Genomic DNA, 15087 nt, shown 5'->3' on the forward strand with positions numbered 1-15087 from the left:
GATGGCATCCGGCGTCTACCCGGCAAAACGCTCGCGGTAGGCTTTCGGACTGGTACCGAAGTGGCGCAGGAAGGCCCTTCTCATGGTTTCCTCCGATCCGAAGCCACAACGCCTGGAGACCCGGGCAACAGACTGGCCTTCATCCAGCAAGCGTCGGGCGGTTTCGATCCTGATGTCTTCGATCGCCCGGGCCGGCGTCAGCCCTGTTACCTGCCGATAATGCCGCGAAAAACTGCGCGAGCTCATGTTGACCCGTGCGGCAAGAGCCGCCAGCGGCAATGGGCGGCTCAAGTTTTCCATGATCCATGCGTGCAGTTGGTCGAAACGCCCGTCATTTTCCTGCAGTGAGAGGGCCGTGCTGAATTGCGACTGTCCGCCCGGCCGCTTCAGAAAAACCACCAACTGCCTCCCGACAGCGAGCGCCGCCTTCCGACCCAGGTCGATCTCGATGAGCGCCAAGGCAAGGTCGATGCCCGCTGTCACGCCGGCGGATGTCCACATGTCGCCATCACTAACAAAAATGGGGTCAGGATCGAGGCGCACCAACGGAAAGCGTTTTGTGAATTCAGCGCAACGCTGCCAGTGCGTGACGACACGCCGTCCGTCGAGCAATCCTGCTGTCGCCAGCAAAAATGCACCGCTGCAAACGGAAGCGGTGCGCCGCGCCGCCTTTGAGCGGCCTCTGACCCATTCCACCAGATCGCGGTTTTCACAAGCCGCATTGACACCCCAGCCTCCCGCCACGACGAGCGTGTCCAGCGGCGCATCCGGCGACGGCAACGGGGAGGCTGCCAAGGCGAGACCCGACGATGTTCTCACCTGAGCGCATTGCGCCACCACGACAGTCTCATAGGGCCTCGCTTTGTCAGCAAGCGCAGCCAGATCGTTTGCCGTTGCAAAGACCTGCAAAGGGCCTGCCACATCAAGAAGCTGGCTGTCGGGGAAGGTCAGGATTTCGATACGGCGAGGGTTATTTGGCATGAACGGAGGGATGATTGGCAAACACGCCAATCATTGCTCCACTAGGATTGGGAAAGTCAATCAGGAGTTTCCCATGCCTCTTTCTTTCGGAATCCTCGTCTTCCCCGATGTTCAGCAACTCGACCTCACCGGCCCTTACGAGGTTTTCGCCTCGGCTGAAGGCACAGAGGTTCATCTGATCTGGAAGGATTTGCGGCCCGTTCTGGCCTCTACCCGGCTGTCTTTGACGCCGACCACGACCTTTGCGGAATGCCCGCCACTCGACGTTCTCTGCGTTCCGGGCGGAAGCGGCATCAACGCATTGTTGCTCGACGAGATGGTGCTCGCTTTTGTTCGGGAGCGGGCGGCGAAGGCGCGCTACGTCACGTCTGTCTGCACGGGCGCGCTGGTGCTGGGGGCGGCGGGGTTGCTCAAGGGAAAACGCGCGACGACCCACTGGAATGCGCTCGATTTCCTGCCGCGCTTTGGCGCCACGCCCGTCGAGGAGCGAGTCGTACAGGATGGCAACCTGATCACCGCAGGCGGTGTCACCTCGGGCATCGATTTCGGACTATCCGTGATTGGCGAGCTTCTGGGGCAGACAGAAGCCGAAACGGTCCAGCTCGCTCTGGAATATGCTCCCGCACCACCATTTTCTTCCGGCACGCCGAAGGAAGCCTCAGCAAAAGTGCTGGGAGATACGAGGCAGCGCCTTTCCGCATCGCGCGCCGCGCGCGAGAAAATATTGTCGCAATTGCCGGGAGATATTTGAAAGGGAATTGAGCAGCTGAAGACGCCGGCCGGTTTTTGCAGGCACCCAATGCGGCACTTTTCCCGGAATAACTCTCCCCACCTCACGCCGTTTCACTGGCAATCTGCGGCAGGGATTGCAGCAGGGTCTGGCGGGCGGAGTGCAGATGCGCGCGGCAGGCGGTTTCGATTGCCGCCTGGTCGCCGGATTCCAGGGCTGCGATATAATCCAGATGTTCGTGGATGGCGCGTTCGTTGCGCTGGCGGGCGGCGGTCTTGTTCCACTGGTAGTGATAGTGGAAAACGATGGCGATGGCGTCGTAGAAATCGGCGATGAAGCGGTTTTTCGAGGCGCGGTGGATCAACAGGTGGAAGCGCTCGTCGAGGACGGAGAAGTCCTTGAAACGCTGGTTGATGTCGGCAAGCATGGCGTGATGTTCGTCGCGCATGGCGGCGAGATCGATCCAGGCCTGGTGGTCGCGCGGAAGCCGGCCGAATTCGGCGGCGGAGTGCAGCTCGAACATCTCGCGCACATCGGCGAGTTCGAGGGCGAATTCGCGGGTGAAGCCCTTGAGCGTCCAGTGGCTGTTCGGCCGTTTCTCGATGAGGCCGAAGCGGGAGAAGCGGATCAGGAATTCGCGCACGCTTGTTGTGCCGGTGCCGATCTCCCGGGCTAGCTCCAATTCGTTGATCTGCATGCCGGGTGCTGCATCATCGGCAAGGATGCGCTGCATGAAGCTGCGCTCGATGATGTCGTGCAGGGAATCGGTTTCTTCCGAGGGAAAGAGGTCGCGGTCCGTCGGCTGGCGCAGCACGATCTTCTGGCGCTTGTTCCAGCGGATGATGCCTTCTTCGCTGAGCCGCGTCAGGATGGCGCGCGCCGTCGAGCGGCTGACGCCGAGCTGGGCGGCGATCTCCGGCTCCGAGGGCAGTGCGGTATCCGTGCGCAAGGCTGCAGCATACCTGTTGTAGGCTTCCTTGAAGACCGTATTCTGCCGTGCCACCAGACCCCGCTTTCCGCCCTCGTGAGCGCCTTCCCGCTTCACAGCAGGACAGAGCGGACCGGGGCTTGTTCAAACGACCTTTAGCTTATTTCCGGTCGCCTGCGGCTCATTGCCTCCCTCGTCCACAGGATCAATATTCCCGTTGACTTGAAAATGTTTATTGTAGATAAAAAACAAAATCAATGCGCATTCGCCGATGCAGCGAGTGTTTCCCAGGGAGAAGAAATTGGACAAACTGCCTTGGATCATCCTTTCGGCCGGAGACAATGTCGCGGTCGCAACGGCGGCAATCGCGCCGGGTTCGACGGTTGCCGGCATCGAAGCCCGCCAGAAGATCGACCCCGGCCACAAGGTGGCGATAGCGGATATTCCGCTCGGGTCGCCCGTGGTGAAATACGGACAGGCGATCGGCCGCACCACTGAAGAGGTCAGGGCCGGCGACCATGTGCACAGCCACAACCTGCATTTCGAAAACGACCGGCTGGCGGCGACCGCCAATTCGGCGCCGGAGACGGCGACGGCCGACGACAAGGCGCGCACCTTCATGGGTTACCGCCGCGCCGACGGGCGGGCGGCGACCCGCAACTATATCGGCATCATCGCCAGCGTGAACTGTTCCACCACGGTCTGCCGGGCGATCGCCGACGAGGCGAACCGGACGATCTTGCCGCATTATGAGGGCATCGACGGTTTCGTGCCGATCGTGCATGACCAGGGCTGCGGCATGAGTTCGACCGGCGACGGCATGAACGTGCTGCACCGGACGCTCGCCGGCTATACCAGGCATGTGAATTTCGGCGGCGTGCTGATGATCGGCCTCGGCTGCGAGGTCAACCAGCTGACGCTGTACGGCCAGAGCGGTGCGGGCGCTTCGAAGCGGCATTTCAACATTCAGGATGCCGGCGGTTCCCGCCGCGCGGTCGAGCGGGCCATGGGCATGCTGCGCGAGATCGCTGCCGATGTCGGCAAGGAAAAGCGCGTGCCGATGTCGGTGAGCGAGATCATCATCGGCCTGCAATGCGGCGGCTCGGACGGCTTTTCCGGCATCACCGCCAATCCGGCGCTCGGTGTCGCAGCCGATCTGCTGGCGGCGGCCGGCGGCACGGCGATCCTGTCGGAGACTTCGGAAATCTATGGTGCGGAGCACCTTTTGCGCAGCCGCGCCGTCAGCGACGAGGTGGCAAAGAAGCTGGACGAGAAAATCGCCTGGTGGGAGGATTATGTCGCTCTGCACGGCGCCTCGCTCGACAACAACCCGTCGCCCGGCAACAAGCGCGGCGGGTTGACCACCATTCTGGAGAAGTCACTCGGCGCGGTTGCCAAGGGTGGGCGCTCGCCGCTGACGGCGGTCTATGGTTATGCCGAGCGGGTCACGGCCCCCGGGCTCGTCTTCATGGACACCCCCGGCTACGACCCGGTCTCGGCGACCGGCCAGGTGGCCGGCGGGGCGAATATGATCGCCTTTACCACGGGCCGCGGCAGCTGCTTCGGCTGCCGGCCGGCACCGTCCCTGAAGCTTTCCAGCAATTCGGCGCTCTATGCGTCGATGGAAGAGGACATGGACATCGATTGCGGCACCATCGCCACCGGCGACGCGACGATCAGCGGCAAGGGCCGCGAAATCTTCGACCTTATCGTCGATACGGCTTCGGGCAAGAAGACCAAGAGCGAGCTCTTCGGCTACGGCGATAACGAATTCGTGCCCTGGCATCTGGGCGCAACGCTCTAGCTTTTTGTTTTACGCAAACCCTTGGAAAACCGCTTCACACTTTTCCCGGGATTGCTCCGGATAGACAGTTTCAGCTTCTTCGCGAGGAGGAATGATGAAGACGAGAAAGATCGGCAAGACCAAGCTGGAGGTGACCGAAATCAGTTTCGGCGCGGCAGCTCTCGGCGGTCTCTACCGTGCCTGCCCGCGCGAGCAGGCGATGGAGACGCTGCAGGCGGCCTGGGATAGCGGCATCCGCTATTTCGACGTCGCGCCCTGGTATGGACTGGGTCTCGCCGAACGGCGTGTCGGCGATTTCCTGCGCGACCAGCCGGATGGCAGCTACGTGCTTTCCACCAAGGTCGGCCGGCTGCTGCGGCCGGTGCCGACCGGCACCGTGCCTGATTACAGCTATGTCGATCCGCTCTCCTTCGATGCCGATTACGACTATTCCTATGACGGCATCATGCGCTCGGTCGAATTCAGCTATGCGCGCCTCGGCCTCAACCGCATCGACATTCTCTATGTGCACGATATCGGCGTCTATACGCATGGTGCGGCGAAGAATGCGGTCCACCAGAAGCAGTTTCTCGATTCCGGCGTGAAGGCGCTGGAGGAACTCAAGTCGTCTGGCGCGATCTCCGCCTTCGGCCTCGGCGTCAACGAAGTGCCCGTCTGCCTCGACGTCATGCGCCATGCCGATCTCGACTGCATCCTGCTTGCCGGCCGCTATACGCTGCTCGACCGTTCGGCCGTTGCCGAACTCCTGCCGCTCTGCCGGCAGAAGGGCACGTCGCTCGTCGTCGGCGGCGTCTTCAATTCCGGCATTCTCGCCACCGGCCCGGTGCCGGGCTCGCATTTCGATTATATGCCGGCAACCGACGATGTGCTGGCCAAAGTCGGCGCCATGGAAGCGATCGCCAAAAGCCATGGGGTGCCGCTCGCGGCTCCCGCCCTGCAGTTTCCGCTGCGCGATCCGGTCGTCGCATCGGTGCTGATCGGCACGGCCAAGGCTTCGAGCCTGACGCGCAACATGGAGATCGTCGAGCCGCGGCTTGCCGACGAGATCTACGGGGAATTCGAGCCCTATACGCTGGTCGCGCCGCCGCTCGGCGCCGAAGCGGTGCGGGTCTGAGGAGACATTATGCTCAAGGGTATTCATCCATTGCTCGGCCCCGACCTGCTTCATGCGCTGAAGACGATGGGACATGGTGACGACATCGTCATAGCGGACGCCAATTTTCCCTCGGGCTCGATGGGCCCGCCCGTCATTCGCGCCGACGGCGTCAGCGCCACTGACATGGCCGAGGCGATCCTCACCCACATGCCGCTCGATACTTTCGTGCCGGAAACGGCGTGGCGGATGGAAGTAGTGGGCGATCCCGATGCGATGCCCGAAGTCTGCGCCGAGTTCCAGCAGATCGTGTCCAGGCGTGCCGGCGATTTCCGCATCGTGCCGGTGGAGCGCTTTGCCTTCTACGCGATGGCCCGCAAGGCCACCTATATCGTCGCGACGACGGAATTCCGGCTGTACGGTAACCTGATTTTGAAAAAGGGTGTCGTCCATCCGCATGAGGTTGATCTGGCCTGAACCCTATTTTAGGGTATCGTACTATTGGAATAAAATCAGTTGCTTGGGCGGAGTTTAGCAAAGCAAAAAAGCCAGATTGACGCACTTGCAATTTGATTGCGCCTCGGCTAGCTTCTCCCTGCAAATGTTTTTTATCGATAAAAATCGTCCGCCTGCGTTCAGCGGCCGATTTATTCGGAGGAGAACGCACCCTGAGAGGAGAACCCTTATGAGTATCGTGAAATCCCTTCTGTCCCGTCGCGCCTTTACGGCGCTTGCGGGTGCCGCGGTCATCGCCACGGCGATGCCGGCAACGTCGTTTGCCGCCGACGTGACGATCCCGATCATCGTCAAGGACACGACGTCCTTCTACTGGCAGATCGTTCTGGCCGGCGCGCGCAAGGCTGGCAAGGATCTCGGCGTCAACGTGCCGGAACTCGGCGCACAGGCCGAATCCGACGTCAACGGCCAGATCAGCATTCTGGAGAATGCTGTTGCCGGCAAGCCGGCCGCCGTCGTCATTTCGCCGACCGAATTCAAGGCGCTCGGCAAGCCGATCGATGAAGCCGCCAAGTCGGTTCCGATCATCGGCATTGACTCCGCTGCCGACTCCAAGGCGTTCAAGTCGTTCCTGACGACCGACAACGTTCAGGGCGGCCGCATCGCCGCCGACGGCCTTGCCGCCGCCATCAAGGGCGCCACCGGCAAGGAAGAGGGCGAAATCGTCATCCTCACCAATCTTCCGGGCGTCGGCTCGCTGGAACAGCGCCGCGAAGGCTTCCTGGATCAGGTGAAGACCAAGTATCCCGGCCTGAAGGTGATTGCCGACAAGTACGGCGATGGCCAGGCAACGACCGGCCTCAACATGATGACCGACCTGATCACGGCAAACCCGAACCTCGTCGGCATCTTCGCCTCGAACCTGATCATGGCGCAGGGCGTCGGCCAGGCGATTGCTGAAAACAAGCTCGGCGACAAGATCAAGGTCATCGGCTTCGACAGCGACGACAAGACGGTCGGCTTCCTCAAGGATGGTGCGATTGCCGGCCTCGTCGTTCAGGACCCCTACCGCATGGGTTATGACGGCGTGAAGACCGCTCTTGCCGTCTCCAAGGGCGAGAAGGTCGAAGCCAATGTCGACACCGGCGCAAACCTCGTCACCAAGGCGAATATGGCCGATCCGAAGATCGACGCACTGCTGAACCCGAAGATCAAGTAACAAAGACAGACAGGCCGCGCCGGCTTCAAAAACCGGCGCGGCCTTTTCCATCCATGGTATGGTTACCGGGGGTGGAGCAGACGTGACACAAGGAGGAGAGGTCCATGATCGGACTGGAAGAGGTCAGTCATCGCCATGATGACAGCGCGACGCTGAAAGAAGCCAATCGAATTCCCGCCGGATCGCCTATCCTCGAACTCAAGGGCCTGCAGAAGAATTACGGTCATGTGCAGGCGCTGAAGCCAGCGACGCTGACCTTCCTCGCCGGCGAAATCCACGCCATCGTCGGCGAAAACGGCGCCGGCAAATCCACCCTGATCAAATTACTGACCGGCGTCATCACCCGCACGGCCGGCGAAGTGCTGTGGTGCGGCCAGCCGGTGGGGCTGTCGACGCCGAACGAGGCGATCGCCCGCGGCATCAATGCCGTCCACCAGGAAGTCGTGCTCTGCCGGCACCTGACGGTCGCCGCCAATCTCTTCCTCGGCGACGAGGTCAACCGCTACGGCCTGATGCGCAAGAAGCAGATGGAGAAGATGGCGCAGGCCGTGCTCGACGATCTCGGCTTCGGCCTGCCGGCCGGTGCGCTGTTGAGCTCGCTGACGATCGGCCAGCAGCAGCTGGTGGCAACGGCACGCGCGGCAATGCGCGGCACGCAGTTCCTGATCTTCGACGAACCCACAGCCTATCTCACCCGCCAGGAATCGGCGCAGCTCTTCAAGCTGATCCGCCGCCTGCAGGGCGAAGGCGTCACCATCGTCTATATCAGCCACCGCATGGAGGAAGTCTTCGAACTTGCCGACCGTGTCTCGGTGCTGCGCGACGGCACGCATGTCGGCACGCGCCTGATCGGCGAGACCAACGATGCCGAGCTGATCGCGCTGATGATCAACCGCTCGATCGAACAGATCTACCACAAGGAAGAGATTGCGATCGGCGAGACGATCCTTGCCGTCAACGGTCTTTCCGGTCCGGGTTTCGAAGACGTGTCGCTCAGCGTCAAGGCGGGCCAGATTGTCGGGCTCTACGGCCTGATCGGCGCCGGGCGCAGCGAATTCGCGCTCGGGCTCTATGGACGCCAGCCGACGACATCAGGCGATATCCAGTGGATGGGCAAGCGCGTCGACATCAAGAACGAACGCACCGCGATGGAGCTCGGCATTGCGCTGGCGCCGGAAAGCCGGCGCGACCAAGGGCTTTGCCTCAACCTGCCGATCGGCCTCAACATCAACCTGCCGGTGTTCGGACGGCTTAGCCACGGACCTGTGATCAACCATGCGCGCGAGTCGGCCAATGCCGACAAGCAGATCCGCGATCTCAGCATCAAGACGCCGAGCCGGCGCGTTCCGGCCTCCAGCATGTCGGGCGGCAACCAGCAGAAGATCGTCATCGGCAAATGGCTGAGCCATGGCGCCCGGCTCTTCATCTTCGACGAACCGACTGTCGGCGTCGACGTCGGCACCAAGGCGGAAATCTACCGGCTCTTCGCCAAGCTTCTGAAGGACGGCGCGGGCATCATCCTGATCTCCTCCTACCTGCCCGAAGTCTACGAACTGGCCGACCGGCTGCACGTCTTCCGCGCCGGCAAGATCGTCGCCAGCCATGATTTCCACGCGGCGACGCATGAAGAAGTGCTCAGCGAAGCGATCGGCGTCTGAGCCAAAAGAATAAGAGGGAGAAAATTCATGACTGCCACCCCCACTGAGATCGTCGCACCGCCGCCGCGCCGGAAAATGAACATCCTGTTCGGCCTGACGCTGATCGGCCTGCTGATCTTCCTCTGGATCGTGCTCGGCGTCGTCACCCCGAGCTTCTGGACGCCGCTCAACATTTCGAACCTGCTGCGTCAGGGCGCGATGACGGCGATCCTCGCACTCGGACAGACCTTCGTCATCATCACCGCCGGCATCGATCTTTCCGTCGGCGCCATCGTCGGCTTCTGCACCGTCATCATCGCCTGGCTGCTGCAGGCCGGCGTGCCGCTCTGGGGGGCGATCGCGCTGACGCTCGCCATCGGCGTGGCGATCGGCGCCTTCCATGGCTTCGGCATCGTTCATATGGGCCTGCCGCCGTTCATCATCACGCTGGCAACCCTGACATCGCTGCGCGGCATCGGCCTGCTGATCACCAACGGTTCGACGATCAACATCACCAATGAGGGCTTCAGCAATTTCGCCCGCGCCGATCTGCTCAGTATTCCGAGCCTGTTCTGGATGGTCATCCTGGTGGCGGTCCCCTCCTTCATCTTCCTGCATCTGAGCCGTTGGGGCCGCTATCTCTTCGCGGTCGGTTCGAACGCCGAGGCGGCGCGCCTTTCCGGCGTCAACGTCAAGGGCATGATCTATCTTGCCTATATCCTCTCGGCCTCCTTCGCCGCCTTCGTCGGCGTGCTGCTCGCCTCGCGCATCGCCATCGGCAATGCAACGCAGGCCGACGGCTGGGAACTGCAGGCGATTGCCTCGTCCGTCATCGGCGGCACCAGCCTGTTCGGCGCGGTCGGCTCGGTGCACGGGCCGCTGATCGGCGCTTTCATTCTCGCCACCATCAACAACGGCGCGAACCTTCTGAACGTCAACTCCTTCTGGCAGCGCATCATCACCGGTCTGCTGATCATCGTGATCGTGTTCTTCGACCAGCTGCGCCGCCGCCGGAGCAATTGAGCGACATGAGACAGCCGGCTTGAACGAGCCGGCTTCTTCCATTCAAGGAATGCGAGACCCGTCATGAAAGCAGTTCTTTGCCGGGAGCCCGGCGTGCTCGATATCGTCGAGCGTCCTTCGCCAGCGGCTCCCGCCGCCGGCTGGGTGCGGCTTGCCGTCAGCCATGTCGGCATCTGCGGCACCGACTACCACATCTTCGAGGGCAAGCACCCCTTCCTCGAATATCCCCGGGTGATGGGGCATGAGATCTCGGCGACGGTGCTGGAAGCCGGCGAAGGTGTGGCGATCGCGGTCGGCACGCCCGTCATCGTCAATCCCTATCTCTCCTGCGGGCAATGTGTCGCCTGCCGTCAGGGCAAGCCGAATTGCTGCACCAACATCAAGGTGCTCGGAGTCCATACCGACGGCGCCTTCTGCGAGGAGATTTCGGTTCCATCCGGCAATCTCTATCCCGCCAAGGGCCTGAGCCTCGAGGCGGCGGCAACGACCGAGTTCCTGGCAATCGGCGCCCATGCGGTGCGCCGTTCGATGACCGGCCCCGGTGCGCGGGCGCTCGTCATCGGCGCCGGGCCGATCGGGCTCGGGGCGGCGATCTTCTCGCGCATCGCAGGACATGAGGTGACGCTGCTCGATACCAGCACCGAGCGGCTGCAGATGGCCTCGGAGCGCTTCGGCTTCACCTCCGGCATCGTTGCCAACGAGGCGGCAGCGGAGAGCGTTCGCACCAAAACCAACGGCGACGGTTTCGACGTGGTCTTCGATGCGACGGGTTACGGCCCTTCGATGGAAAAGGCCTTCTCCTTCGTCGCCCATGGCGGCGCGCTGGTACTGGTCAGCGTCGTCAAGGACGATATCCGCTTCTCCGATCCCGAATTCCACAAGCGCGAGATGATGGTGATCGGCAGCCGCAACGCCACCCGCGTCGATTTCGAGCATGTCGCGGATTCGATCGCCAAAGGCCTGGTGCCGGTGGAGAAACTCATCACCCACCGCACGACGCTTGCCGACGCGCCGCGCGATCTCGCCCGCTGGGCGCATGAGAAGAATGGGTTGATCAAGGCTGTCATCACTATCGGGGGTTAGGCAGCGTCGGAAAAGTCCTGCAGAATTAGGCGATTATTTTGTCATGTTCGCCGTACTTGCTGCTTAGGTTCCCCCACACTCCGTCATCCTCGGCCTTGAGCGGAGGATGACGAAACGGGGGGTGCAATCGACAAAAAGGGGCTCCCTGTCCCCACGCTCCGTTATCCTGCGGCCACCTCGATCACCCTGCGCATCTCCCTCACAACGGCGACATCCGTTTTGTTGGTACTCTTCGCCTCCAACCGGCGCGCAAGATGTCGCGCAACATTTCTCAATCAAAAAGCACACAGACGAATACGGAAGTGTCCATAAGTGGGGCCGCCGGATAGCCGGCAGAACTTCGTCGATTGAGTGATGGAAAGGGTCGAGCGATGAAAATGCGAATTGCTTCCTTGGCAATGGCTGCGGCGCTGACAATGCCACTTACGGTGCCGGCCCGCGCGCAGGTGGTCATCCAGGAAGGCCAGGGATCGGAGTTCTATTCCGATCCCGACGATAACCAGACGGAAACGGATTTTCTGCAGCGATGGAATCGCCACCACGACCAGCGAAGCGGATGGCGCTCGGGTCGGGACAATTTCGGGCCGGACGATGCGGTTCGCCTCCTTGAGAGACGTGGTTACCGCGTCAGAGATGTGAAGGACGTGGGTGAACGATATCTGATCCGAGCATGGCGAGACGGGGACGATCTCCTGGTGAGCGTCTCCCGCAGGGGCGATATCATGGGCGTCGTGCACGATCGCGAGTGATGGGCCGTCTTTGCTGTCCCTCACGCCGATGGGATGAGGGGCTGTCTCGTCTCGATGCTGGCGCGGGCTACAACTTCTAACCCACCGCCTCGATCGCCCTGCGCATCTCCCTCACAACCGCGACATCCGTCTTGTTCGTGCTTTTCGCCTCAAACCCGAAGGCCACCGCGCGCGGATCGGCGCTTTCGACCGGTGAACTGCAGGAGCCGTGGACCTCGCGAGCGCCGGTCGCCTGCAGGATCTCCCCGACATTTGTCGGGCGGATGCCGCTGCTGGGCATGATCGAGATGCGGCCGGCAGCCTTGGCCGAAATGCGCTTCAGCGCCTCGAGGCCGTCGGCCGCCTTCAGCGCGCAGCCGGAGGTCAATATCCGCTCGCAACCGAGCTCGACCGCCTGCTCCAGCGCCTGATCGGCATCCGGCACCAGATCGAAAGCGCGATGCAGCGTCGAGCCGAGGCCGGCCGCATGCGCCTTCAAGCGGTGGATCAGCGGCATGTCGAGCGTCCCGTCCGGCCGGTTGGCGCCGATGACGACGCCGGCGAGGCCTGCTGTGCGCACCGCGTCGATATCGATCATCATCGCCTCTTCGTCCGCCTTGTCGAAGATGAAGGGACCGGCATGCGGGCGGATCATCGCATAGACCGGAATGGGCGCGCGGGCGGCGATCCGCATCAGGCTCGGTAGCGGCGTCAGCCCGCCGAGTTCCAACGCCGAGCAGAGTTCGATGCGGCCGGCGCCGCCTTCGATCGCGCTGGCAAGGCCTTCGGCGCTGTCGACGCACACTTCGAGCAAGATGGTCACGCTGCAGTCTCCCTGGCTCCGGCGTCCGCCTGCCTTTTGGTTTGCGCGACGGTTTCCGACGTAATTCTCGCCGCCGCCTCGATGATGACGGTGCAGGCATCGGCGGCGGCTTTGCGATGGTTGAAAGCGACGTGATAGGACATCGGCAGGTGCACGTCGAGATCGACGATGCGCACCTTGTCGGCGATCGGCAGGGCGCTGACCCGACCGAGGAAGGAGACATAGCCGTGATTGGCGACGAGGTCGACGATCACAGGCAGCGAATCCGCCGCGGTGATATCCTGGCCGCGCAGGCGCCGGTTGGGCGCGCGCTCGTAGCTGAAGGCCATGGCCGCATGGCCGAGGCCGGTGCGTGGGCTCGGCATGCAGATCGCATGGCCGGCGACGAGATCGGCGACGCTCATCTCGGTGCTGTCAGGTGGCGCGATCACCACCATGTCGGTCTGCAGCAATTCGCGATGCCGGAAGCTTTCGAGGCCGAAGACCGAGTCCAGGATCGCCACGTCGATGCGACCGTTCTTCAGCGCCTCGCGCAGATCGTCGGCGGTCATCGACACCAGCGAGATCGCATTATTGTTGCGACGGGCATTCCATTCGGAGACCAGCACGCCCAGGCAGCGCGCCACCCAGCTTTCCGAGCCGGTCGGGATGATCGAGCCGATGCGCAGCGATCGGGCGGTGCGTCGGTAACGCTCGTCGGCCGACGATTTCAGGTCGTTCCATGCCTGGCTGATCGCCATGAAAATCTGATAGGCGCGCCTGCCCTCTTCCGTCAGCACCGAGCCCTGCGCCTGCCGCTCGAACAGCCGAGCACCCAGAAATTTCTCAAGATTGGCAAGCTGCAGTGAAAGCTGTGGCTGACCCAAGCGAAGCCGGCGGGCGGCCCGGTTGATGCTGCCCTGGTCGGCCACTTCCAAAAAACGCTCCATGGTGACGATCTTGACGGGGATGCGGGATGCCCAGGTCTCGTAGGCCTCGGCGGCGCCGTCATGGCCGGTCAGTTGGCCGAGCTCGGCAATCGCAGCCATGATCGGCTCCAGCCCGTCCAGCACCCTGCCGCTCGCAATCAGCGTCACCAGCTCGCCGGAGGCGCGCTCGGTCAGTTTTATCGCCAGTTCGGTCTCGAGATTATGGATTGCGGTGGAGACAGTGGAGGGTGACAGCTGGAAGCGGCGCGCGGTCTCGCGCACCGAGCCGGATGTCAGCACATGGCTTGCAATGAACAGGGCACCAAGATGCAATGGCCACCTCCGGAAAGCGCTGAAAAAACCGGACGATATGATGTGTTCATGAAAAAAGATATCCCTGCCTCAGAATAGGCGGGCTATCGTTTCCGTCATAAAAAATCCGGGCGCCGGGAAACCGTGAAAGAGCACCGGAGCATCGTGGAAACACGCAAGGGGACAAAAACAAATCGCGCCGGCCTTGGAAAAGGGAATGCGTTTCCGCGCGTGGAGGTGCATTCGCCGCCATAATCGTGCCGCGACCGCAAATACTGGAGGGGGCTTGCATCGATTTTTCGGGTGGGCACGCTATTTCCATGACGCACGCAATTCCGGCATGATGGCGGCCTCGTCGCCCTCGCCGGCGGATCTTCTGCGCGCAAGCCTACCGCCAAGGGCTTGAGCCTCATTCAACGGTGTTAACACAGGGGATATTCCATGCTGAAGAAACTCGCACTTGCCGTCTCGCTCTCCGCCTTCGCGGTGGGTGCGGCCCAGGCCGCCGACGTCGTCGTCTCGTCGAAGATCGACACCGAAGGCACGCTGCTCGGCAACGTCATCGCGCTCGCGCTCGAAGCCAACGGCATCAAGACGCAGGACCGCATCGCGCTCGGCGCGACACCGGTCGTGCGCAAGGCGATCACCGCTGGCGAAATCGACATCTATCCCGAATATACCGGCAATGCCGGTTTCTTCTTCAACAAGGCGGATGATGCCGCCTGGAAGAACATCGACCAGGGCTATGAGCTGGCGAAGAAACTCGATTACGACGCCAACAAGATCGTCTGGCTGACGCCGTCGCCTGCCAACAATACCTGGGCGCTCGCCGTGCGCAATGATGTCGCCCAACCGAACAAGCTGAAGAGCCTGACGGACTTCGGCAAATGGGTTGCCGGCGGCGGTGCCGCCAAACTTGCCGCCTCCGCCGAATTCGTCAATTCGGCCGGTGCGCTTCCCGCCTTCCAGACGACCTATGGCTTCCAGCTGAAGCCCGACCAGACCGTCGTTCTCTCCGGCGGCGATACGGCGGCGACGATCAAGGCGGCCGCCGACCAGACGAACGGCGTCAATACCGCGATGGTCTACGGCACCGACGGCGCGATCGAAGCGGCCGAACTGACCGTTCTCGAAGACGACAAGAACGTGCAGCAGGTCTATGCGCCGACGCCGATCATCCGCGAAGAGGTGCTGAAGGCCAATCCGAAGATCGAGGAAGTGCTCTCGCCGATCTTCAAGAGCCTGACCGCCGACGAATTGCGCAAGCTCAACGCCAAGATCCAGGTCGACGGCGAGCCGGCAAAGTCCGTCGCGGAAGCCTATCTGAAGGAAAAAGGCTTCCTGAAATAGTCATCGCTCGCT

The 15087-nt window shown here is 62.3% G+C and carries 14 protein-coding genes; 10 read left to right on the forward strand and 4 right to left on the reverse strand.

What is annotated here, in order from left to right; genetic code table 11:
* Positions 1–15: 15 nt before the first annotated feature.
* Positions 16–981, reverse strand: coding sequence for a GlxA family transcriptional regulator (locus ACMUVN_RS27005; protein WP_097543248.1), 966 nt, complete (start codon positions 979–981; stop codon positions 16–18).
* A gap of 73 nt (positions 982–1054) precedes the next feature.
* Here ACMUVN_RS27005 and ACMUVN_RS27010 point away from each other — a divergent pair, with 73 nt between their 5' ends.
* The gene (locus ACMUVN_RS27010; protein WP_097622859.1) at positions 1055–1732 is read left to right on the forward strand and encodes a DJ-1/PfpI family protein; all 678 of its coding nucleotides are present in this window, start codon (positions 1055–1057) and stop codon (positions 1730–1732) included.
* A gap of 82 nt (positions 1733–1814) precedes the next feature.
* On the opposite strand, the gene ACMUVN_RS27015 is transcribed toward ACMUVN_RS27010, so the two are convergent.
* On the reverse strand, positions 1815–2714 hold the full coding sequence (locus ACMUVN_RS27015; RefSeq protein ID WP_047617273.1) for a GntR family transcriptional regulator: 900 nt from the start codon (positions 2712–2714) through the stop codon (positions 1815–1817).
* Between the two features lie 226 nt (positions 2715–2940).
* Here ACMUVN_RS27015 and ACMUVN_RS27020 point away from each other — a divergent pair, with 226 nt between their 5' ends.
* The 8 genes from ACMUVN_RS27020 (at position 2941) to ACMUVN_RS27055 (ending at position 11703) form a co-directional block, all read left to right on the forward strand.
* Complete coding sequence (locus ACMUVN_RS27020) at positions 2941–4443, forward strand: UxaA family hydrolase (RefSeq protein ID WP_048338246.1); 1503 nt, start codon at positions 2941–2943, stop codon at positions 4441–4443.
* Between the two features lie 94 nt (positions 4444–4537).
* Positions 4538–5557 carry an aldo/keto reductase gene (locus tag ACMUVN_RS27025; RefSeq protein ID WP_063474858.1) on the forward strand — a complete coding sequence of 340 codons (1020 nt, stop codon included), beginning with the start codon at positions 4538–4540 and terminating at the stop codon, positions 5555–5557.
* A gap of 9 nt (positions 5558–5566) precedes the next feature.
* Positions 5567–6013, forward strand: coding sequence for an RbsD/FucU family protein (locus tag ACMUVN_RS27030; protein WP_048338244.1), 447 nt, complete (start codon positions 5567–5569; stop codon positions 6011–6013).
* A gap of 208 nt (positions 6014–6221) precedes the next feature.
* A complete protein-coding gene (locus tag ACMUVN_RS27035; protein ID WP_048338243.1) occupies positions 6222–7211 on the forward strand; it encodes an ABC transporter substrate-binding protein in 990 nt (329 codons plus the stop codon).
* Between the two features lie 104 nt (positions 7212–7315).
* The gene (locus ACMUVN_RS27040; RefSeq protein ID WP_048338242.1) at positions 7316–8869 is read left to right on the forward strand and encodes a sugar ABC transporter ATP-binding protein; all 1554 of its coding nucleotides are present in this window, start codon (positions 7316–7318) and stop codon (positions 8867–8869) included.
* A 27-nt stretch (positions 8870–8896) separates the two neighbouring features.
* Positions 8897–9871, forward strand: a complete 975-nt coding sequence (locus ACMUVN_RS27045) for an ABC transporter permease (protein ID WP_028757718.1) — start codon at positions 8897–8899, stop codon at positions 9869–9871.
* Between the two features lie 63 nt (positions 9872–9934).
* Positions 9935–10954 (forward strand): zinc-binding alcohol dehydrogenase family protein, encoded by a 1020-nt coding sequence (locus ACMUVN_RS27050; RefSeq protein ID WP_097622860.1) that lies wholly within the window; start codon positions 9935–9937, stop codon positions 10952–10954.
* 371 nt (positions 10955–11325) lie between these two features.
* A complete protein-coding gene (locus ACMUVN_RS27055) occupies positions 11326–11703 on the forward strand; it encodes a hypothetical protein (protein ID WP_047617082.1) in 378 nt (125 codons plus the stop codon).
* A 76-nt stretch (positions 11704–11779) separates the two neighbouring features.
* Here the strand turns inward: ACMUVN_RS27055 and ACMUVN_RS27060 are convergent, their stop codons facing one another.
* Together ACMUVN_RS27060 and ACMUVN_RS27065 are read right to left on the reverse strand one after the other, a co-directional pair.
* Complete coding sequence (locus ACMUVN_RS27060; RefSeq protein ID WP_414815693.1) at positions 11780–12505, reverse strand: copper homeostasis protein CutC; 726 nt, start codon at positions 12503–12505, stop codon at positions 11780–11782.
* Positions 12502–13746, reverse strand: a complete 1245-nt coding sequence (locus ACMUVN_RS27065) for a LysR family transcriptional regulator (RefSeq protein WP_063474756.1) — start codon at positions 13744–13746, stop codon at positions 12502–12504. The genes ACMUVN_RS27060 and ACMUVN_RS27065 overlap by 4 nt, the downstream gene beginning before the upstream one ends.
* Before the next feature lie 420 nt (positions 13747–14166).
* On the opposite strand from ACMUVN_RS27065, the gene ACMUVN_RS27070 reads away from it, so the two are divergent.
* On the forward strand, positions 14167–15075 hold the full coding sequence (locus tag ACMUVN_RS27070) for an ABC transporter substrate-binding protein (RefSeq protein WP_028756619.1): 909 nt from the start codon (positions 14167–14169) through the stop codon (positions 15073–15075).
* The last annotated feature ends 12 nt before the right edge of the window (positions 15076–15087 follow it).

This window comes from Rhizobium sp. IY2 (assembly GCF_047532935.1).
In the GTDB taxonomy this organism is placed as follows: Bacteria; Pseudomonadota; Alphaproteobacteria; order Rhizobiales; family Rhizobiaceae; genus Rhizobium; species Rhizobium anhuiense.

Bases quoted from the DNA above. Each gene is read 5' to 3' on its own strand.
- ACMUVN_RS27005 (WP_097543248.1), bottom strand. From the start codon at position 981: ATGCCAAATAACCCTCGCCGTATCGAAATCCTGACCTTCCCCGACAGC.
- ACMUVN_RS27010 (WP_097622859.1), top strand. From the start codon at position 1,055: ATGCCTCTTTCTTTCGGAATCCTCGTCTTCCCCGATGTTCAGCAACTC.
- ACMUVN_RS27025 (WP_063474858.1), top strand. From the start codon at position 4,538: ATGAAGACGAGAAAGATCGGCAAGACCAAGCTGGAGGTGACCGAAATC.
- ACMUVN_RS27030 (WP_048338244.1), top strand. From the start codon at position 5,567: ATGCTCAAGGGTATTCATCCATTGCTCGGCCCCGACCTGCTTCATGCG.
- ACMUVN_RS27035 (WP_048338243.1), top strand. From the start codon at position 6,222: ATGAGTATCGTGAAATCCCTTCTGTCCCGTCGCGCCTTTACGGCGCTT.
- ACMUVN_RS27040 (WP_048338242.1), top strand. From the start codon at position 7,316: ATGATCGGACTGGAAGAGGTCAGTCATCGCCATGATGACAGCGCGACG.
- ACMUVN_RS27045 (WP_028757718.1), top strand. From the start codon at position 8,897: ATGACTGCCACCCCCACTGAGATCGTCGCACCGCCGCCGCGCCGGAAA.
- ACMUVN_RS27050 (WP_097622860.1), top strand. From the start codon at position 9,935: ATGAAAGCAGTTCTTTGCCGGGAGCCCGGCGTGCTCGATATCGTCGAG.
- ACMUVN_RS27055 (WP_047617082.1), top strand. From the start codon at position 11,326: ATGAAAATGCGAATTGCTTCCTTGGCAATGGCTGCGGCGCTGACAATG.
- ACMUVN_RS27070 (WP_028756619.1), top strand. From the start codon at position 14,167: ATGCTGAAGAAACTCGCACTTGCCGTCTCGCTCTCCGCCTTCGCGGTG.